This window comes from Sterolibacterium denitrificans (genome assembly GCF_900174485.1).
In the GTDB taxonomy this organism is placed as follows: domain Bacteria; phylum Pseudomonadota; class Gammaproteobacteria; order Burkholderiales; family Rhodocyclaceae; genus Sterolibacterium; species Sterolibacterium denitrificans.
In genome coordinates, this window is sequence record NZ_LT837803.1 from 2,049,053 (window position 1) to 2,070,215 (window position 21,163).

Genomic DNA, 21,163 nt, shown 5'->3' on the forward strand with positions numbered 1-21,163 from the left:
AGCTTCGCTGCCGGTTAATGCGCGACGATGCCGCTCCCACCGGTCGCCGCATCGCCACCGGCGGCAATCTGTGAAGGCTCCAACGGCGTGCCGAGGGCTGCCCCGTCTGCTTCCGCCTCGGCTGCCGGTTCGGGCATGCGTTCCAGCGCCAGTTCCAGCACCTTGTCGACCCAGCGCACCGGAACGATCTCGATCCGATTCTTGATCGCGTCCTGAATCTCCGCCAGATCCTTGACGTTTTCCTCGGGAATCAGCGCCGTGCGGATGCCGCCGCGCACCGCCGCCAGCAGCTTCTCCTTGAGCCCGCCGATGGGCAGGATTTCACCGCGCAAGGTGATTTCGCCGGTCATTGCCACGTCGGCGCGCACCGGGATGCCGGTCAGCACCGACACCAGCGCGGTGGCGATGGCCGCCCCGGCCGACGGGCCATCCTTGGGTGTCGCGCCTTCGGGCAAGTGGATGTGCAAATCCTTCTTCTGATAGAAGTCCTCGGCGATGCCGAACTGCTTGCCGCGCTTGCGCACCACGGTGAGCGCGGCCTGAATCGACTCCTGCATTACTTCGCCGAGCTTGCCGGTGGTCATGGTCTTGCCCTTGCCGGGCACGGCCACGGCCTCGATGGTCAGCAGCTCGCCGCCCACCTCGGTCCAGGCCAGACCGGTCACCTGACCGATCTGGTTTTCCTTCTCCGCCACCCCGAAGGAATAGCGGCGCACGCCCAGATACTTGTCGAGATTCTTGGCGTTGACGATGACCTTGGACTTGCGGCTGCGCAGCACCAGCGCCTTGACCACCTTGCGGCAAATCTTGGAAATGTCGCGATCGAGCGAACGCACGCCGGCTTCGCGCGTGTAGTAACGCACGATGTCGCGCAGCGCATCCTCGGTCACCGTCAGCTCATCGCGCTTGATGCCATTGGCCTTCAATTGCTTGGGCAGCAGATAGCGGGTGGCGATATTCACTTTCTCGTCTTCGGTATAGCCCGACAGACGGATCAACTCCATGCGGTCGAGCAGCGGCGCCGGGATGTTGAGGGTATTGGCCGTAGCGACGAACATCACGTCCGACAGGTCGTATTCGACTTCGACGTAGTGATCGACGAAAGTCGAGTTCTGCTCCGGATCGAGCACCTCGAGCAGCGCCGCGCTCGGATCGCCGCGGAAATCCTGGCCCATCTTGTCGACTTCGTCGAGCAGGAAGAGCGGGTTGCGCACGCCGACCTTGGCCATGTTCTGCAGAATCTTGCCGGGCATGGAACCGATATAGGTGCGGCGATGGCCGCGAATCTCGGATTCGTCACGCACTCCGCCCAGCGACATGCGCACGAACTTGCGGTTGGTCGCCTTGGCGATCGACTGGCCGAGAGAAGTCTTGCCCACCCCCGGTGGGCCGACCAGGCACAGGATCGGCGCCTTCAGCTTGTCGACGCGCTGCTGCACGGCCAGATACTCGACGATGCGTTCCTTGACCTTGTCGAGGCCGTAATGATCCTTGTCGAGCACCTTCACCGCCGCGGCGAGATCCTTGTCGGTGCGGCTCTTCTTCTTCCAGGGCAGGCCGATCAGCGTCTCGATGTAATTGCGCACCACGGTAGCCTCGGCCGACATCGGCGACATCAGCTTGAGCTTCTTCAATTCAGCCTGGGCCTTGGCCAAGGCTTCCTTGGGCATGCCGGCTTCCTTGATCTTCTTCTCCATCTCGTCGAGCTCGGCGCCTTCCTCGCCCTCGCCCAGTTCCTTCTGGATGGCCTTGACCTGCTCGTTGAGGTAATACTCGCGCTGGCTCTTTTCCATCTGCCGCTTGACGCGGCCGCGGATGCGCTTCTCGACCTGAAGGATGTCGAGTTCGGCTTCCAGTTGGGACAGCAGTTTTTCCAGACGCGCGGCGACTTCGAAGATTTCCAGCACTTCCTGCTTCTGCTCCAGCTTCAGCGGCAGATGCGCGGCGATGGTGTCGGCCAGACGCCCGGCCTCGTCGATACCCGACAGCGAAGTGAGAATTTCCGGCGGAATCTTCTTGTTCAGCTTGATGTACTGATCGAACTGGGCAAGGATGGCACGGCGCATCGCCTCGACCTCGTGATCGCCAGCCTCGTCGAGCGGTACCGGCCTCACCTCCGCCACGAACAGCTCCTGGCGATCCTCGATGCGTCCGATATGCGCCCGCTGCACGCCTTCGACCAGCACCTTGACGGTTCCATCGGGCAGCTTGAGCATCTGCAGGATGTTGGCCACGCAGCCGATGCGGTACATGTCCTCGGCATCCGGTTCATCCTTGGCGGCGGATTTCTGCGCCACCAGCAAAATCCCCTTGCCGGACTCCATCGCCATGTCGAGCGCCTTGATCGACTTCGGGCGGCCGACGAACAGCGGAATCACCATGTGCGGAAAAACGACGACGTCACGCAAGGGCAACAGTGGCAATTCAAGTGCTTCGGAGGGCAGATCCAGTTCGCTCGACATGGCGTTATCCTTTGATTGAATACAACTGGGTCCCAGCTTGGGGTGAAACCGGGAATTTCAAGTTCAAGTATGCCGGCAACCACGGGGCCCGCAAAAACGGTCAAATCGAGTCTAGACCATCCATTACCGCCTGGAAAGCGCCGGCCCGATGGCATGCGGCGCACCGGAAAAGACGGCCTGGCTCATGCGCCGGCATCGGGTTTCGACTGGAATATCAAGACCATGCAAGGTCGCAGACAATTGCCGAACCGGCAGACCCGATGTGACCTGATTTCACACGCGCAGCCCATGCCGACCCTATATGTACTGAGATACTGCGCAGCGCAGTTGGTTCGCGGCAAGCCTGCGTTCTCTGCTTTCTCTGCGTTCTAACTGGCAACCTTGCCAGCCTTGCCCGCCGGTTGGTCGGCGTAGATGAGGATGGCCGGCGTGCTGCCCTCCACCATGGACTCGTCGATGACCACCTTGGTCACGTTCTCCATGCTCGGCAGTTCATACATGGTATCGAGCAGCGCGCTCTCGAGTATGGAACGCAGGCCGCGCGCCCCCGCCTTGCGCTTGATCGCCTTGCGGGCGATGGCCTGCAGGGCATTCGGGCGTACTTCGAGTTCGACGCCTTCCATCTGGAACAGCTTCTGGTACTGCTTGATCAGGGCATTCTTCGGCTCGATGAGAATCTCGATCAGGGCCGCCTCGTCCAGCTCCTGCAGCGTGGCAATCACCGGCAGGCGACCGACGAACTCGGGAATCAGACCGAACTTGACCAGGTCTTCCGGCTCCACCTGCAACAGGGCTTCCGTGATGTTCCGGCTGTCGCGGCTCTTCACCTCGGCGCCGAACCCGATGCCGCTCTTTTCGGAGCGATTGCGGATCACCTTGTCGAGGCCGTCGAACGCGCCGCCGCAGATGAAGAGGATATTCGTCGTATCGACCTGCACGAAATCCTGATTCGGATGCTTGCGGCCGCCCTGCGGCGGGATCGCTGCCGTCGTGCCCTCGATCAGCTTGAGCAGTGCCTGCTGCACGCCCTCGCCGGAAACGTCGCGGGTGATCGAAGGATTGTCGGACTTGCGCGAAATTTTGTCGATCTCGTCGATATAGACGATGCCGCGCTGCGCCTTGTCGATTTCGTAGTCGCACTTCTGCAGCAGTTTCTGGATGATGTTCTCGACGTCCTCGCCGACATAGCCAGCCTCGGTCAGCGTCGTCGCATCCGCCATGATGAAGGGCACGTTGAGCAGGCGCGCCAGCGTCTGTGCCAGCAAGGTCTTGCCCGAACCGGTCGGGCCGATCAGCAGGATGTTGCTCTTGGCCAGCTCCACGCCATCGCCCTCATGGCCGGGGCCGGCAAGATGCTGCAGGCGCTTGTAATGGTTGTATACCGCCACCGCCAGTACGCGCTTGGCCGCCTCCTGGCCGATCACGTACTGGTCGAGTATGGTGCAGATTTCCCTGGGCGTCGGCAGTTCCGACTTCTCCTTGCCTTCGCCCAGCCCGACTGCGGCTTCGTCGCGGATGATGTCGTTGCACAGGTCGATGCATTCATCGCAGATGAACACGGACGGGCCGGCGATGAGCTTTTTCACCTCGTGCTGGCTCTTGCTGCAGAACGAGCAATAGAGCAGTTTTTCCGGACCGGATTTCTTTTCCGTCATATTGGTACTCCGTGACTATGCGCTGTGTAATTTAGTCCGCTTTGGTACTCATCGATGCCCGTCAACATAACCACCCTGCAGCGGACGATGGAGGCTGAAGGAAACACCCGCAGCACGCATCATTTATCCGCTTTGTCCGACCTGTCCGTCTTGCCCGGCTTGCCGCCGGCAGCGTCCTGCTCGCCGCCGCGGTTTTCCAGCACCTGATCGACGATGCCGTATTCGACCGCTTCGATGGCCGAGAGAAAATTGTCGCGATCGGTATCGCGCTCGATATGCTCGATCTTCTGGCCGGTATGCCTAGCCATCATCTGGTTCAGGCGCTGCTTCAGATAGAGGATTTCCTTGGCGTGAATCTCGATATCCGATGCCTGCCCCTGGAAACCGCCCATCGGCTGATGAATCATCACCCGCGAATTCGGCAGGCAGTAGCGTTTGCCCTTGGTGCCGGCAGTCAGCAGGAAAGCCCCCATGCTGGCGGCCTGGCCGATGCACAGCGTGGATACGTCCGGCTTGATGAACTGCATGGTGTCGTAAATCGCCAGCCCGGCCGTCACCGAGCCGCCCGGCGAATTGATGTACAAATGAATGTCCTTGTCCGGATTTTCCGACTCGAGAAACAGCAACTGGGCAACGATCAGGTTGGCCGTCGCATCATTCACCGGGCCAACCAGGAAGATCACCCGCTCGCGCAGCAGACGCGAATAGATGTCATACGCGCGTTCGCCACGCCCGCTGGTCTCGATGACCATGGGCACCAGGCCGAGCATGCTCGGATCCTGATGATTGCCATGCATGTCCTGCCCGGTGAATGTCTTCATCATTTGACTTCCATCAGTTCATCGAAAGAGGCCGGTTTCTCGGACACCTTGGCATTCGCCAGCACCCACTCCACCACGTTGTTCTCCAGCGCCAGCGACTCGGCCTCGGCCAGACGCTGCGGCTGGGAATAGTACCAGCGGACCACTTCCGCCGGGTCTTCGTAGGTTGCGGCAAACTCTTCGATCACCGCGCGCACCTGCTCCGGCTTGGCGTAGAGATCCTTCTCCCGCGCCAGCTCGGACACGATCAGGCTCAACCTGACGCGACGCTGCGCCTGCTCGGTGAACCAGGCGGGCTGTATCGGCACGTTCTTCGTCGACATGCCGCGCGCTTCCATGTCCTGGATCGTCGCCTGCGCCATCCGTCCCGACTCGGCCCGCACCAGCGCCTGGGGTACGTCGACAGGATTGGCGGCGAGCAGCGCTTCCATCGCCTGCGCCTTGGTGCGCGCCTTGAGGCGGTTATTCACTTCACGCGTCAGGTTGTCCTTCACTTCGCCGCGCATTTTCTCCACATCACCATCGGCAATCCCCAGCGCACGAGCGAAATCGGCATCCAGCGGCGGCAGCTCGGGCGCATCGACGCGCTTCAGGGTCAGCTCGAACTGCACCGTTTGACCCGCCAGATCCTTGGCCTGGTAGTCCTCGGGGAAAGTCAGGTCGAAGGTCTTGGTTTCACCAGCCGACATGCCGAGCACGGCCGTCTCGAAATCCGGCAGCATCTGGCCGCCGCCCACCAGCATGGCGAAATCGCTGGCCTGGCCACCCGGGAACGGCTCGCCATCGCGGCGACCGATGAAGTCGATGATGGCGCGATCGCCATCGGCAGCCGCCTTGGCTGCCTCGACGAAAGTGGTGCGCTGCTTGCGCAGCACTTCCAGCGTCTTGTCCACTTCGGCATCCGTGACCGTCAGGGTCGGTTTTGCGATTTCGCGACCGGCAATCTCGCCCAGGGTGATTTCCGGATACACCTCGAACACCGCCGAAAAGCTCATCTGGCCGGCAGCCGCGCCTTCCTTCGGCTCGAAGTTCGGATAGCCGGCCACGCGCAGCTTCTGCTCATGCACGGCGGCATTGAAGGATTTTTCCACCGCTTCGCCAATGGCCTCGGAACGCGCCTGATGGCCGTACTGCTGCGCCACCATGTTCATCGGCACCTTGCCCGGACGGAAACCCGGCATTTTCACCGTGCGCGACATCTTCTTGAGACGCTGCGCCACATCCTTTTCGACGGCCTCGAGCGATACGCTCATGTCGAGACGGCGCTCCAGGGGATTCGGCGCGGCGGCCACGCTGGTTTCCTGGGTGGTTTCCTGTTCCTGATTGGTCTGCATAAAAAAGTCCTGAGTCTAGGCTGTCAAAGGTTGAAAAATGATTGAAAAAACAAATCCGCCGCCGGCCCCCGCATACAAGCACACAAACGAACAAGCAAACGAGGCAAGGCGCCTGCTGGGGAGAACGCACAAAGCCCTGCATTCACTCCTTGCCGCGCTCTTTACCCTCTCTTTACCATTTGGTGCCCAGGAAGGGACTCGAACCCCCACACCTTGCGGCGGCAGGACCTAAACCTGCTGCGTCTACCAATTTCGCCACCTGGGCGCAGAAGCGAAGTGCCCGCCATTCTAGCGGAATCGCTTCTATACTGACAGCCCATCGGCGCCATGTCGAAGTCCGCATTGGCGCTTGCCGGCGGCTCCCGCGCCATGCCGGCAGTCCGCCTGCCATCCCGCTGATCCGCAGCGCCGGCGCGCTGAAACGGGATGCGGAAAACACCATGCCAGTCGATCATTACGAAAATTTTCCCGTCGCCTCCCTGCTGCTGCCACGCCGTCTGCATGCGCCGGTAACGGCGCTGTACGCCTTTGCCCGCAGTGCCGACGACATTGCCGATGAAGGCGAACTGCCGGCCGCGGAGCGTCTGCGCCGACTGGACGAATACGCCGCGCAACTCGAACGCATCGCCGCCGGCCAGCCCTGCGCGCAGCCGCTGTTTCAGCGCCTGGCGGCAGCCGTGCATGAACACCGCTTGCCGCTGTCCCCGCTCCACGACCTGCTCGATGCCTTCCGCCAGGACGTGGTGCAGACGCGCTACGCCACCCATGCCAAACTGCTCGACTACTGCCGCCGCTCGGCCAATCCGGTCGGCCGCCTGCTGCTGTGCCTGTACCGCGCCGAAACGCCGCAGCACCTGCGCTGGTCGGACGCCATCTGCAGCAGCCTGCAGCTCATCAATCACTGGCAGGATGTCGCCATCGACTTCGCCAAATCCCCCGGCCGCATCTACCTGCCGCAGGAAGACCTGGAGGCCCACGGCGTTACGGAGGAACTGATCGCCGCCGCGCTGCGGGACGGCCCGCAGCGCATGGACGAGCGTTGGCGCAGCCTGATGGCTTTCGAAGTCCGGCGCGCCCGCGAACTGATGCTCTCCGGCGCCCCGCTCGGCCGCGCCCTGCCCGGCCGCATCGGACTGGAACTGCGCCTGATCATCGCCGGCGGCCTGCGCATACTGGATAAAATCGAAGCCGTCGATTACGACGTTTTTCACCGCCGCCCGGTCTTGCGCGCGCATGACTGGCCGCTGCTGCTGTGGCAGGCCGTCAGCCGGCAGCATTGCAATACAGCCGCCCGCACCGCGCTTCTTGACTCCGACTCCGCTTCCGATTCACCGCCTCGATGACCGCATGAGCCCGGAACAAGCCAATCTGTATTGCCGGCAACGCACCGCCGCCAGCCATTCGAGCTTCAGCGCCAGCTTCCGCTTTCTCGAACCGCGCCGCCGGCAGGCGATCACCGCCTTCTACGCCTTTTGCCGCGAAGTCGATGATGTCGTCGATGAAATCCGCGAACCCGCCGTGGCGCGCGCCAAGCTGGCCTGGTGGCGCGGCGAGGTGGATGCCCTGCATGCGCGGCGCCCCACGCATCCGGTCGGCATCGCCCTGGCCGAATCCCTGCAGCACTTCAACCTGCCCGCCGAGCAGTTGCATGAAATCATCGACGGCATGGAAATGGATCTCGATCAGACGCGCTATCCCGATTTCAAGGCCCTGCACCTCTACTGCTATCGCGTCGCCAGCGTGGTGGGGCTGCTGGCGGCGGAAATCTTCGGCTACCAGGATCGCCGCACGCTCAAGTACGCCCACGACCTTGGCCTGGCTTTCCAGCTCACCAACATCATCCGCGATGTCGGCGAGGATGCGCGGCGCGGCCGCATTTACCTGCCGCTCGACGAGCTTGCCCGCTTCGGTGTCGCGCCCGCCGATCTGAGCCAGGCGCGCTACAGCGAGCAATTCCAACGCCTGATGGAATTCCAGATTGCCCGCGCCGAACAGATTTACCAGCAGGCACTCGGCCAGTTGCCGGACTGCGACCGCAAATCACAGCGCGCCGGCCTGATCATGGCCGCCATCTACCGTCGCCTGCTCGACGAAATCAGGCGCGATGGCTGCCGCGTTCTCGATCGCCGCGTTCGCCTCTCGCCACTGACCAAACTCTGGCTGGCGTGGCGCACCTATTTGCGTGAGGCGTAAACCGTGAGGAACGGGACGCACGTCGCCGTGATCGGCGCCGGTTACGCCGGCATGGCCGCTGCCGTGAAACTGGCCAGTCGCCATATCCCGGTCAGCGTATTCGAGGCTTCGCGCGTGCTCGGCGGCCGCGCGCGCGCCGTCAGGCTGCACGGCGAGACGCTGGACAACGGTCAGCACATCCTGATCGGCGCCTACCATGAGACGCTGCGCCTGATGACCCTGGTAGGCGTCGATCCGACCCGCCATCTGCTGCGCCTGCCGCTGCATCTCGAATTTCCCGGCGAATTCCGCATCAGCGCGCCGAAGCTGCCTGCGCCACTGCACCTGGCGGCGGCCCTGCTCGGCGCGCGCGGTCTTGCCTGGCGCGAAAAACTTGCCGCCATCCGTTTCATGCAGACCATGCAGGCGGCAAACTTTCGTCTGCCCAGCGACATCCGCCTGAGCGAACTGCTCGACCGCCAGCGCCAGCCGCCCCGCGTGCGCCAATATCTGTGGCATGCCCTGTGCATCGCCGCCCTCAACACGCCTGCAGAAGACGCCTCGGCGCAGATATTTCTCAACGTGCTGCGCGACAGCCTGGCGGCCGGACGCAGTGCCAGCGATCTCCTGCTGCCGCGCGTCGATCTGTCCGCGCTGTTTCCCGAAGCGGCGGCCCGCTACCTGATCCAGCGCAGCGGCGACCCGGCCGCGCTACGGCGCTCCACCGCCATCCGGCGCATCGACGTCGCACATGACGGACAAACCGCCCGCTACAGCCTGCACGCCGACTCGGGAAACTGCGGCAGCTACAGCCATGTGATCATCGCCACGGCGCCCCAGCACCTGCCGGCCTTGCTGGCCGAGCTGCCCGGTACCGCCGGTACCACCGATATCGCCGGCATGCTCGCCGGTTTCAGTTACCAGCCGATCGTCACCTGCTACCTGGCCTATCCCGCGCAGGTGCGCCTGGCGCGGCCCATGCTCGGCCATGGCCGGGGCATCATGCAATGGCTGTTCGACCGCGGCCAACTGGATGGCCAGGCGGGCCTACTCGCCGCGGTCGTCAGCGCGAATGGCCCGCATCTCGCCTTGAGTCAGCAGGAACTTGCCGCCCGGATCCATGACGAAATTGCCGCCTTTGTGCCCGAATTGCCCGCGCCGATCTGGACGCAAGCGATTACCGAAAAGCGCGCCACCTGGTCCTGCACGCCGGACCTGCAACGCCCCGCCACCGAGACCGCGCTGCCTGGCTTGCTGCTGGCGGGCGACTATGTGGCCGGCGACTATCCCGGCACCATCGAAGCGGCCGTGCGCAGCGGCGTGGCGGCAGCGCAACGGATCCGGCACGTCTGAAATCCAGAGCCGGCAAGGGCGGACAAGCCGCTTATACTTGGGCTTTCCCTTTCTCCCGGCTTTCTTGAGCAAGCCCGGTTTTCGCTGATTGTTCAGCAACTCAACAATTCAACGACTCGACCACTCGACACTTCCATACCTCATCGCCATGCCGAACGAATCCAGCCAGACGCCCTGCATAGAAAATCTCACCTACGATGAAATCCGCATCGGCGACTCAGCCAGTCTGTCGCATACCCTGAAGCCGCAGGACATCCAGCTCTACGCCATCATGTCCGGCGACGTGGATCCGGCCCACGTCGATCCCGAATACGCCGGCTCGTCGATGTTTCGCGAGGTCATCGCCCACGGTATGTGGGGCGGCTCGCTGATTTCCACGGTGCTCGGCACCCGGCTGCCCGGCCCCGGCGCCATTTACGTCGATCAATCCCTGCATTTCCTGCGCCCGGTGGCCATCGGCGACACGATTACCGCCACCCTCACCTGCGTGAAAAAGATCGATCGCAACAAACACCTCGTGCTGGATTGCCTTTGCGTCAATCAGGACGGCCACGAGGTCATCCGCGGCAGCGCCGAGGTCAAGGCGCCCGAGGAAAAAATCAAGCGGCCGCGCCTTTCCCTGCCGGAAATCACCATCAGCGACCGGAAAATACGCTACACCCGCCTGATCGGCACGGCGAAAAACCTCGCGCCCATCCCCATGTCGGTCGCCCATCCCTGCGATGCCGAATCGCTCAAAGGCGCCCTGATGGCGCGCGACGAAGGGCTGATCCTGCCCGTCCTGGTCGGCCCCGAAGCGCGCATCCGCGGTGTCGCCGAGCAACTGCAACTCTCCCTGCACGACTGCCGCATCCTCGATACGCCGCACAGCCACGCTTCGGCCGAACTGGCCGTGCAGCTTGCCCGCAACGGCGAGGTCGAGGCGATGATGAAAGGCTCGCTGCACACCGACGAACTGATGAGCGCGGTCGTCGACAAGGTGCACGGCCTGCGCACGGCGCGGCGCATCAGCCACCTTTTCCTGATGGACGTGCCGACCTATCCGCGCCCGCTGATGATCACCGATGCCGCCATCAACGTCGAGCCGACGCTGGAGTGCAAGGCCGACATCGTGCAAAACGCCATCGATCTGGCGCACGTGCTCGGCATCGCTGAACCCAAGGTCGCCCTGCTGGCCGCCGTCGAGACGGTCAATCCGAAAATGCGCGCCACGCTCGAAGCCGCCGCGCTCTGCAAAATGGCCGACCGTGGCCAGATCAGCGGCGGACTGCTCGATGGCCCGCTGGCCTTCGACAATGCCGTCTCTCTGGTCGCCGCCAGAACCAAGGGCATCCATTCGGCGGTCGCCGGCCAGGCCGACATTCTCGTGGTGCCGGACATCGAATCCGGCAACATGCTGGCCAAGCAGCTCGAATACCTGGCCAACGCGCTTTCCGCCGGCGTCGTGCTCGGCGCGCGCGTGCCCATCGTGCTGACCAGCCGCGCCGACACGGCCGAAACCCGCAGCGCCTCCTGCGCCATCGCCGTCGTCATGGCGCACGCCAGACGCAAGCAGTTGCAGGCATCGTCATCGTGAAAGGGCCCGCCATGCGCGATGCCATCCTGGTGCTCAATGCCGGATCGTCCTCGATCAAGTTCGCCATTTTCGAACTCCCGGCGGGCGCGGGCGCGGACACAAGCCGGATGCCATCGCGTCAGCCGCTGTTTTCCGGACAGATCGACGGCATCGGCGCCGACGGGGTAAGCACCCGTCTCAAGGTCCGCGATGCGGCCGGAAAAACGATGACCGACCAGCCGCTCGACGCAGCGCCCGCCGACGGCGCCGGCCAGCATCGGCACGCCCTGGACTGCCTGCTCGGCTGGCTGGACGCCAACGATGAGGGCATCCGCATGCGCGCCGTCGGCCACCGCGTGGTTCATGGCGGCGAAAAATACGCCCGGCCCATCCATCTCGATGCCGCCATCTGCAAGGAACTGGCCGAGCTGATCCCGCTCGCCCCGCTGCATCAACCGCACAACCTCAGCGCCATCCACGCCGTCAGCGCACTGCTGCCCAAGCTGCCGCAGGTCGCCTGCTTCGACACGGCCTTCCACTGCACGCAGCCGGCGATTGCCCGCCAGTTCGCCCTGCCGCGCGCCATCACGGCCATGGGTGTGCGGCGTTACGGCTTCCACGGCATCTCCTACGAATACATCGCGGCAACCCTGCCCGAACTGCTCGGCACGGAAGCGGCCGAGGGCCGGATCATCGTCGCCCATCTGGGCAACGGCGCCAGCATGTGCGCAATGCGCGAGCGCCGGAGCGTGGCCACCACCATGGGTTTTTCCTCCCTCGACGGCCTGGTGATGGGCACCCGCAGCGGCAACCTCGATCCCGGCGTGCTGCTCTATCTGATGGACAACCTGAGCATGGACAGCCAGGCGCTCGCCCGCCTGCTGTATCGGGAATCCGGCCTGCTCGGCGTCTCCGGCATCTCGCAGGACATGCGCACCCTGCTCGCCTCGCCGCGGCCGGAGGCGCAGGAGGCCATCGAGCTGTTCTGCTACCGCGTCCGGCGTGAAATCGGCTCGCTGAGCGCGGCTCTCGGCGGCCTCGACGCGCTGGTATTCACCGGCGGCATCGGCGAGCACGCGGCGCCGGTGCGCGAAAAGATCTGCGCCGAAATGCGCTGGCTGGGCGTGGCCATGGATGCCGAGGCCAATGCGACCGCCAGCGGCGCCGGCAACGTCCGCCTCTCCCGGCCGGATGCTGCCGTCCAGGTTCTGGTCATGCCCACCAACGAGGAATGGATGATCGCCCGGCACACCGCCGGCATGCTCGGCTAGCCCGGAATCAAGCTGCAACAGGCTGAATTTGTGCGGTTTTTCACACTTTTTACCTACTAGATATAGTGGCACGATATTTACGATGCCACTAGGCAAAGTTATAACTACTTGTTTTAATTGAATACAAAATTTTTTGCTTTCATTTAAAAAAAAAGGCGGCTATTCTTCAGCAACCCTCTTACAACGACTGCGGGAAGAAGATGACGACAAAGACCACCGCCGCTGCTGCAGCAAACGCTACGAACGCTGCAAACACCCAAGCCCAGGCTCAACAAGCCACCCAGCAAACCGCGCCGCCCCTGCCTCAGGAAATCGCCGGCGAGGTATTGATCGAGAAATACGCCAAGGGCAACGAAACCAACGTTTCCGAAGTGCGCCAGCGGGTCGCCCGCGCCCTTGCCGCGGTCGAAAACGAAGACAAGCGCGCCTACTGGGAAAAGCAGTTCCATGAAGTGCAGGAACACGGCTTCGTGCCCGCCGGCCGCATCAACTCCGCCGCCGGCACCGACCTGTGCGCCACACTGATCAACTGCTTCGTGCAGCCGGTGGGCGACTCGATCTCGGAAACCTCCGATGGCCGCCCCGGCATCTACACCGCCTTGCAGCAGGCCGCCGAAACCATGCGCCGCGGCGGCGGCGTCGGCTATGACTTCTCCTCGATTCGCCCGGTCGGCGCCCACGTCAAGGGCACGCAATCGCGCGCCTCCGGCCCCGTCTCCTACATGCGCGTCTTCGACCGTTCCTGCGAAACCGTCGAATCGGCCGGCTCGCGCCGTGGCGCGCAGATGGGCGTGCTGCGCTGCGACCACCCGGACATCGAGGAATTCATCCACGCCAAGGACAAGGGCGATCTGACCAATTTCAACATCTCGATCGGCGTCACCGACGAATTCATGCGCGCCGTCGAGGCCGACGGCGAAGTGGAACTGACCCACAAGGCCAAACCCTCCGCCGACTTCCTCGCCGCCGGCGCCTACCAGCGTGAGGAAGAACCGGCTGAAACCAATGCCGCCAACGCCAAGGCTGCGCCGAAGAAGGACGCCTCGGGCGACGGCAGCGCCGGCCTCTGGGTGTATCGCAAGATCAAGGCCCGCGAACTGTGGGACCAGATCATGCGCTCGACCTACGACCATGCCGAGCCGGGCATCCTCTTCCTCGATCGCATGAACCGCGACAACAACCTGTATTACTGCGAGACCATCGAGGCCACCAATCCCTGCGCCGAACAACCGCTGCCGCCCTACGGCTGCTGCTGCCTGGGCTCGATCAACCTGACGCTGTTCGTCGACGCGCCGTTTTCCGAGCAGGCCGCCTTCGACTACGCCGCCTTCGGCAAGGCCGTCGACGTCTCGGTGCGCATGCTCGACAACGTGCTCGACGCCACTCATTGGCCGCTGCCCCAGCAGCACGCCGAAGCCCAGGCCAAGCGCCGCATCGGGCTGGGCTTCACTGGCCTGGGCGATGCCCTGATCATGCTGCGCCTGCGCTACGACACGACCGAAGCGCGCGCCATGGCCGCGAAGATCTCCGAATTCATGCGCGATCGCGCCTATCTGGCCTCGGTAGACCTGGCCAAGGAGCGCGGCGCCTTTCCGCTGTTCAATGCCGACCTGTACCTGTCCGGCGGCAATTTCGCCTCGCGCCTGCCGGCCGAAATCAAGGAGCAGATCCGCAAGCACGGCATCCGCAACTCGCACCTGCTGTCGATCGCGCCCACCGGCACGATTTCGCTGGCCTTCGCCGACAATGCCAGCAACGGCATCGAGCCGCCGTTCTCCTGGACCTACACGCGCAAGAAGCGCATGGCCGACGGCACCCACAAGGAATACGCCGTCGAGGACTACGCCTGGCGTTACTACCGCCATCTGGGCGGCAATGTCGATGCCGCCCTGCCGGAGTATTTCGTCACCGCCCTGGAAATCTCCGCCCAGGCACACAAGGACATGGTGGCTGCCGTCGCACCCTACATCGACACCTCGATCTCGAAGACGGTCAACGTCCCCGAGGATTACCCCTACACCGAGTTCGAGGATCTCTACATGGCCGCCTGGAAAGCCGGCCTGAAGGGGCTGGCCACCTATCGCCCCAACTCGGTGCTGGGCGCCGTGCTCTCCGTCTCCGACAGCAAGGGCGGCGACGCCTCCCCGGCCAAGGGCGCGGCCTCCGGCGCCCATCCCCAGGACGTCGTCATCAGCGACGCCAACCGTCGCCTCTCTATCGGCACCCTGCCCGCCCCGGTGCTTGCCTCGCTGCGCTGGCCCGGCCGGCCGCGCCTGACCGACGGCAACGCCGCGTGGACCTACATGATCGAAACGCCGCATGGCGAGTTTGCCCTGTTCGTCGGCCACATCGACAACGGCAAGAAAGTGCCCTTCGAAGTCTGGGTGAATGGCTCCGAACAACCGCGCGGCCTGGGTGCGGTCGCCAAGACGCTGTCCATGGACATGCGCGCCAACGACCGGGGCTGGCTGAAGCTCAAGCTCGACATGCTGGCCAAGACCATCGGCGACGAATCCTTCAGCATGCCCTTCCCGCCGCACGGCGAACCGAAGCTGATGCCCGGCGTCGTCTCCGCCATGGCCCAGGCCGTGCGCTACCGCTGCGAGCAGCTCGGCGCCTTCGAGGGCAACGATCCGACGCCGGTCATCGACACCATGTTCAGCCGCGACGAACCGCGCACCGGCACCGACGGCACGCTGTCCTGGACGGTGGATATCGTGAACCCGGCGGCCAATGAGGAATTCGTCCTCGGCCTGAAGGAAATCACCCTGCCCGACGGCGTCACCCGGCCCTACTCGGTCTGGCTGTCGGGCAACTACCCCCGCGCCCTGGATGGCCTGACCAAGCTGCTCTCGCTCGACATGCGCGTCATGGACCCGGCCTGGATCGGCATGAAGCTGCGCAAGCTGGTCGACTATCCGGAACCGCTCGGCGACTTCATGGCCTTCGTCCCGGGCACCCGCCGCCAGCAGAACTGGCCGTCGACCGTCGCCTACATCGCCCGCCTGATCATCCATCGCTACGCCATGCTCGGCATCCTCGACGAAAGCGGCTACCCGACCCGTGAAATGGGCATCCTCGAAACCCCGCAGAAGAAAGGTGGCGCCAAGGTGATGCAGGGTGCCCTGTGCGGCGAATGCGGCAACTACACGGTGATCCGCAAGGACGGCTGCGACTTCTGCAGCGCCTGCGGCGCCGTGGGCAGTTGCGGCTGATCTCGACAACCACCGCGACGCAGCACCACCTGCAACTCGACCAGACGGGGCCGCAAGGCCCCGTTTGCTTTGGTTCACTCGGCTCCTCGGCTCCCTCGGATCGCCCGACTCACGCGGCCCACCAGGTCCGGCCGCAAAAACATCGGCGCTCGCCGTTCGGCTTAGAATGAACCGCTCGCCTCCACCCCGCCACCCTGAGCCAGACGCCATTCATGCACTACGAACAGCACTATTTGAAGCCCTTGCTGGAGCCCGCCTCCATCGCCATCGTCGGCGCTTCGGAAACCGAAGGTTCGGTAGGCGCGATCCTGGCGCGCAACATGCTGGACATGGACTACAAGGGCCGCCTGTTTTTCGTCAATCCCAAGCACAAGACGGTGTATGGCCACCCCTGCCATGCGCGCATCGAGGACGTGCCGCAGCGTCTCGACCTGGCGGCCATCTGCACGCCGGCCCACACCGTGCCGGCCATCGTCGAAGCCTGCGGCCACGCCGGCACCCGCAGCGCGCTGATCGTTTCGAGCGGCTTTGCCGAAACCGGGACGCAAACGCGCGGCGCCATGCTCGAGCGCAGCATCGTCGACATCGCGCGCCGCCACCGCATGCGCCTGCTCGGCCCGAACTGTCTGGGCATCATGCGTCCAGCCGGCGGCGTCAACCTGACCTACACGCACTGCAGCGTCAACCCCGGCGGGATCGGCCTGATTTCGCAATCAGGCGCGCTGTGCACCGCCGTGCTCGACTGGGCACAGCCCAACAATGTCGGCTTTTCCAGCGTCGTCAGCCTGGGCACTTCCAGCGACGTCGATTTCGGCGAAGTGCTCGATTACATGGTGGCCGACCCGAAGACCAAAAGCATCTTCCTGTACATCGAAGGCGTCCGCAACGCGCGCCGCTTCATGAGCGCCCTGCGCGCCGCGGCACGCTGCAAGCCGGTGCTGGTGATCAAGGTCGGCCGCCATCCGGCCGGCGAGCAGGCGGCGCGTTCGCACAGCGGCGCCATCGTCGGCGCGGATGACGTCTTCGATGCCGCGCTGCGGCGCGCCGGCGTCGTGCGCCTATTTACCGTCGGCCAGATGTACGCCACGGTACAGGCATTGTTCGCCCACTTCCAGCCGCGCGGCAACCGGCTGGCCATCCTCACCAACGGCGGCGGCCTGGGTGTCATGGCCGCCGACCATGCCGACGACATCGGCATCCGGCTGGCCGATCTTGCGCCGAAAACCCTGCAGCGTCTCGATAAGGCATTGCCGGCCGGCTGGTCGCGCAGCAATCCGCTCGACATCGGCGGCGAAGCCGATCCCGCCCGCTACGCGCTGGCCTTGCGGGCCCTGCAGGAAGACGAAAACGTCGATGGCGTGCTGACCATCCTCGCCCCACAGGCCCAAAGTGATCCGACCCAGACCGCCCGCGGCCTGATCGATCTGGCCCGCCAGTCGGACAAGCCGCTGGTCACCTGCTGGATGGGCGATGCCCAGGTCAGGGAGGCGCGCCTGCTGTTCAAGGGCGCGAGCATCCCGGCCTTTCGCACGCCGGAACCGGCCGTCGAACTGTTTTCGCACTTGAGCAATTACTTCCGCAACCAGAAATTGCTGCTGCAAACGCCGCCCGCCAGCCTGGACGGCGGCGCCGATGCCGGCTACCCGCCGGCACGCAGCGAAAGCGCCCGTCTGGTCATCGAAACCGCGCTGCACGAAGGCCGCCTGGTACTGAGCGAGATGGAATCCAAGGCCCTGCTCGCCGCCTTCCGCATCCCCATCGCCCAGACCATGCTGGCGCGCTCGGTTTCGGAGGCCCTGGTGCTGGCCGAGGAAATCGGCCTGCCGGTGGTCATGAAGATCGACTCGCCGCAAGTCACCGAAAAATCCAGTTGCGGCGGCGTGCGCCTAAACCTGACCACGCCGGTCGCCGTGCGCGATGCCTACCAGGGCATACACAACGACGTCCGGCGCTGCCTGCCCGAAGCAACCATCAACGGCATCACCATCGAACCGATGATCAGCAAGCCGCACGGCCGCGAGCTGCGCATCGCCATCGTGCAGGATCCCGTCTTCGGCCCGGCGATCACCCTCGGCCCCGGCGGCGCCGACATCGCCGGCAGCGCCGCGGAACGCCGCTGCGTTGCGCTGCCGCCGCTGGATCCGGTGCTCATCGGCGACATGCTGCAATCATCGCGCCTGACGAATCGCCTCGTCGCTCGCGGCATGCTCCCCAATGCCAACATGCAGGCGCTGGAAGCCGTACTGCTGCGCGTTTCTGAAATGGCCTGCGAATTGCCGTGGATACGCGAGCTGGAAATCAATCCGCTGATCATCGACGAGCACGGCGCCGTCGCCGTCGATGCCCGCATCGTCATCGCGCAACTGCCGCAGCATGCCGGTCCTTACGACCACATGGCGATCCACCCCTATCCGGCAGCGCTGGTCAGCAGCTTCGAAGCACGCAACGGACGGCAGGTCACCCTGCGACCGATCAAGCCCGCGGATGCCGCGCTCGAACAGGCCTTCGTGCAGAAACTGTCGCCGCAATCACGCTATCTCCGCTTCATGAACGCCATCCGCGAACTCTCGCCCGCCCAACTGGTGCGCCTGACGCAGATCGATTACGACCGCGAGATGGCCTTCATCGCCGTCGTGAACGACGCGGACGGCGGCGCTGAAACCCAGATCGGCGTGGCGCGCTACGCCGTCAATCCGGATGGCGCATCCTGCGAATTCGCCATCGTCGTCGCCGACGACTGGCAGGGCCTGGGACTGGCGCAGCGGCTGATGGCGGCCCTGATCGAAACCGCCCGCAACCACGCCGGCCTGAAGACCATGCACGGCGATTTCCTCATCGAAAACCAGCGCATGCTCGCCTTTGCCAGGCGGCTGGGCTTCGTCATCTCCGCCCATCCCGACGAACCCGGCCTCAAACGCGGCGTACTCGCGCTGGCCTGAGTGGCCTGAGCCAAGGCGAAGAACGATGCTGACTGCAACCTCGGCTCAATGTTCCTTGCCATCCACGCGCGGCTGGAACAAATAGGGAATGTAGCGCCAGCCCAGCGTGGCGAAACAGAGAAACCAGCAGGCCGTCGCCAGCGCCAGCCAGAGCGTGTAGGCCCCGGGCAGGAACTGCGGCATGACGAGACGCGAAACGAAGGCAAGGATCATCAGCCACAGGACGGCCTTGTCGACGGCATCGAAGCTGACCTTGCGCCCGGTATGCCCCTTGGAAATGCGCACCAGCATGGCGGGAATGATCAATCCCATCACGCCGAAACTGAACACATGCGTCGCAACGCCGCCGATCCAGCCCGGATCGAACGTATGTTGCAACGCCACCAGCAACAACTGAACGACGATCGCCAGGTAGCCCAGATACATGATGCCGATGTCGATCCGGCGCATCGCCCGCTGCGGCTGCCAGAACACGAAACGCAGCAGCAACAGCAAGGCCAGCAGCATGGCCAGCCCGCCCGCCAGCAGATCCGGCAGGAAGCTCTCGAAAATCATGGCCAAAGCGAGCAGCTTGATCGCCCGGTCGAGCCGGGGATCGCGCAGTATCTCCACCTGGAACGCCGACCTCATGAATTGCGTCAGCGTGCGCTCCAGCATGACCAGGAAGGCCACCCGGAACAGCCCGATGGCCATGCTCACGCCCGCCTGAAAATACTCTCCGCTCAGGATCAGGTTTTTCGCCACCAGGAAGAGCGGCAGCGCGATCAGGAAAAAATAATTGTCGCTGTAGGAATCGGTTTTGCTGTGGCGCACCAGTGTCCACAGCAGCATGAGCACGATGGCAACCAGGAACAGATTGTTGCTCAGATAAAACACAACCGGCGACAACGCGGCCTCGTACCACATGCCAAGACGCTCGACGATCCAGGCGAGTGTGAGCAACATCAGGGCCGCGCCGTGATAGCCGCGTATCTGCACCCAGTTCTTGGTTGCCGTCAGGAGGAAGCCGCCGATCACCGCCCAGCCGAAACCGAAAAACATTTCGTGCGCATGCCATTGCATGGGCGCGAAATCATGCATCGGCGCCGGCAGCCAGCCGATGAACAACAACAGCCAGAGCGGCGGCAGCAGCATGCCCGAAACGGCCGCAAGACTGAAAAAGGGCCTGAAACCAACCAGCCAGAGCGGCTGGGACAACAACCTGCGCAACAAGGAAACCATCAGACCGGCAAGCCTTTCACTTTCACGATGAAACGGAGAAACGAATGACGATACCGAATGAACGCTTGCGGGTCAAAGGCATCTGATTCAGCAGCCTGGTGTGGTGCTTGCGAATTGGAAGCACTACTCATCACGGCTACCGTCATTCCCTCGCAGGCGGGAATCCAGCGCCTTCATGGCTCCCCGCCTGCGCGGGGATGACGAGTGTATTTATCGAGTGGCTCCATGAATTGCCGATCACTACACTAAAAACGCAAGGCCATCATCAGCGAATGGATTTCCTCGGCAGACTTTTCCAGTATGCCGGCCAATGTTTCATCGCCGACGACATGATCTATCAGCGAAGGCCCCTCCAACGCCTCCTCCCGGCCTTCGTCGTCCGTGCGCTGCTGGTTGAGCGGAGAAACGACCGGCGCCAGTTGATTCGCCAGCAACAGCGTATCGCCGAGCGTCACCGGCGGCAGCGTCAGAAAACCGTTCCAGCAATCCTCCACCGCCTCCATGACCTGTTCCGGCACGGCGAGGCGCTTCAGTACGGCACGCCCGATGATCCGCTCGCCCTGTTCGACCCAGCCGGCAAGATCGCCGTCGAGCAGGCCGGGATGGGATGGCGCCTGCGAAATCAGATAGAAACCGCCGACTTCATGGACGATGGCGGCAAACATCGCCGTTTCGGCATCGACCAGGGTGATGCGCTGCGCAATCAAATGCGCAAGGGAAGCCACGTGCGCCGTATGCTCCCAGAGCTGGCTTGCCTTGGCCTGCAACTGCGGATCGGCGATCATGCTGGCAAACTGCCGCGTCACCACCGCGGTTGCCAAGGCATGCAAGGTACGAAAACCGAGGCGCCCGACCGCGCTGCGCACATCGGCAATTTCCCGTCCCGAACGATTGTAGGCAACCGAATTGGCAATCGCCACGATCCGCGCCGCAAGCAAAGGCTCTGCCTGTATCAGCCGGGCGATTTTTTCTATATGCGTATCCGAATCACCGAAAGCCTGCTGAATCTTCAGCGCGGCATCGATATTGGTGGGGAAAATCAATTCACCCCGTTCGGCTTGCGCGGCAATGCGCTTCAGTGCATCCACCCTGTCCATGGCGGAATGATACCTTGCCGCAGAGCCTCCATGGCGCTCCCGCTCAAGTCAGACAATCGACGGATTAC

The 21,163-nt window shown here is 63.8% G+C and carries 14 protein-coding genes and 1 tRNA gene; 8 read left to right on the forward strand and 7 right to left on the reverse strand.

What is annotated here, in order from left to right:
- Window positions 1-14: 14 nt before the first annotated feature.
- The 5 genes from lon to SDENCHOL_RS09290 form a co-directional block, all read right to left on the reverse strand.
- Window positions 15-2,462: an endopeptidase La gene (lon, locus tag SDENCHOL_RS09270; RefSeq protein ID WP_154716971.1), complete on the reverse strand. Its 2,448-nt coding sequence runs from the start codon at window positions 2,460-2,462 to the stop codon at window positions 15-17.
- Between the two features lie 368 nt (window positions 2,463-2,830).
- A complete protein-coding gene (gene clpX, locus SDENCHOL_RS09275; protein WP_154716972.1) occupies window positions 2,831-4,117 on the reverse strand; it encodes an ATP-dependent Clp protease ATP-binding subunit ClpX in 1,287 nt (428 codons plus the stop codon).
- Window positions 4,118-4,236: 119 nt separating this feature from the next.
- Complete coding sequence (clpP, locus tag SDENCHOL_RS09280; protein ID WP_269458634.1) at window positions 4,237-4,941, reverse strand: ATP-dependent Clp endopeptidase proteolytic subunit ClpP; 705 nt, start codon at window positions 4,939-4,941, stop codon at window positions 4,237-4,239.
- Window positions 4,938-6,272, reverse strand: a complete 1,335-nt coding sequence (gene tig / locus SDENCHOL_RS09285; protein WP_154716973.1) for a trigger factor — start codon at window positions 6,270-6,272, stop codon at window positions 4,938-4,940. The genes clpP and tig overlap by 4 nt, the downstream gene beginning before the upstream one ends.
- 180 nt (window positions 6,273-6,452) lie before the next feature.
- Window positions 6,453-6,537: transfer RNA gene (locus SDENCHOL_RS09290), tRNA-Leu, on the reverse strand.
- Between the two features lie 175 nt (window positions 6,538-6,712).
- Between SDENCHOL_RS09290 and hpnC the strand changes: the two genes are divergently transcribed.
- The 7 genes from hpnC to SDENCHOL_RS09325 all read left to right on the forward strand — a co-directional run bounded on the left by hpnC (window position 6,713) and on the right by SDENCHOL_RS09325 (window position 18,777).
- Window positions 6,713-7,615 (forward strand): squalene synthase HpnC, encoded by a 903-nt coding sequence (gene hpnC, locus SDENCHOL_RS09295; protein WP_154716974.1) that lies wholly within the window; start codon window positions 6,713-6,715, stop codon window positions 7,613-7,615.
- Between the two features lie 4 nt (window positions 7,616-7,619).
- Window positions 7,620-8,465, forward strand: a complete 846-nt coding sequence (gene hpnD, locus SDENCHOL_RS09300) for a presqualene diphosphate synthase HpnD (RefSeq protein ID WP_154716975.1) — start codon at window positions 7,620-7,622, stop codon at window positions 8,463-8,465.
- Window positions 8,466-8,468: 3 nt separating this feature from the next.
- Window positions 8,469-9,797: a hydroxysqualene dehydroxylase HpnE gene (gene hpnE / locus SDENCHOL_RS09305; protein ID WP_154716976.1), complete on the forward strand. Its 1,329-nt coding sequence runs from the start codon at window positions 8,469-8,471 to the stop codon at window positions 9,795-9,797.
- A 148-nt stretch (window positions 9,798-9,945) separates the two neighbouring features.
- The gene (locus SDENCHOL_RS09310) at window positions 9,946-11,373 is read left to right on the forward strand and encodes a bifunctional enoyl-CoA hydratase/phosphate acetyltransferase (RefSeq protein WP_154716977.1); all 1,428 of its coding nucleotides are present in this window, start codon (window positions 9,946-9,948) and stop codon (window positions 11,371-11,373) included.
- An 11-nt stretch (window positions 11,374-11,384) separates the two neighbouring features.
- Entirely contained in the window at window positions 11,385-12,623 is a 1,239-nt protein-coding gene (locus tag SDENCHOL_RS09315; protein WP_154716978.1) for an acetate/propionate family kinase, read from the forward strand.
- Between the two features lie 200 nt (window positions 12,624-12,823).
- The gene (locus SDENCHOL_RS09320; protein ID WP_154716979.1) at window positions 12,824-15,838 is read left to right on the forward strand and encodes an adenosylcobalamin-dependent ribonucleoside-diphosphate reductase; all 3,015 of its coding nucleotides are present in this window, start codon (window positions 12,824-12,826) and stop codon (window positions 15,836-15,838) included.
- Between the two features lie 212 nt (window positions 15,839-16,050).
- Window positions 16,051-18,777: a bifunctional acetate--CoA ligase family protein/GNAT family N-acetyltransferase gene (locus tag SDENCHOL_RS09325; RefSeq protein ID WP_154716980.1), complete on the forward strand. Its 2,727-nt coding sequence runs from the start codon at window positions 16,051-16,053 to the stop codon at window positions 18,775-18,777.
- A 45-nt stretch (window positions 18,778-18,822) separates the two neighbouring features.
- On the opposite strand, the gene SDENCHOL_RS09330 is transcribed toward SDENCHOL_RS09325, so the two are convergent.
- On the reverse strand, window positions 18,823-19,911 hold the full coding sequence (locus tag SDENCHOL_RS09330; RefSeq protein WP_231912959.1) for an NnrS family protein: 1,089 nt from the start codon (window positions 19,909-19,911) through the stop codon (window positions 18,823-18,825).
- Here SDENCHOL_RS09330 and SDENCHOL_RS14500 point away from each other — a divergent pair.
- A complete protein-coding gene (locus SDENCHOL_RS14500) occupies window positions 19,838-20,029 on the forward strand; it encodes a hypothetical protein (protein ID WP_231913049.1) in 192 nt (63 codons plus the stop codon). The genes SDENCHOL_RS09330 and SDENCHOL_RS14500 overlap by 74 nt on opposite strands.
- 214 nt (window positions 20,030-20,243) lie before the next feature.
- On the opposite strand, the gene SDENCHOL_RS09335 is transcribed toward SDENCHOL_RS14500, so the two are convergent.
- The gene (locus SDENCHOL_RS09335; RefSeq protein ID WP_154716982.1) at window positions 20,244-21,095 is read right to left on the reverse strand and encodes an HDOD domain-containing protein; all 852 of its coding nucleotides are present in this window, start codon (window positions 21,093-21,095) and stop codon (window positions 20,244-20,246) included.
- Between the last annotated feature and the right edge of the window lie 68 nt (window positions 21,096-21,163).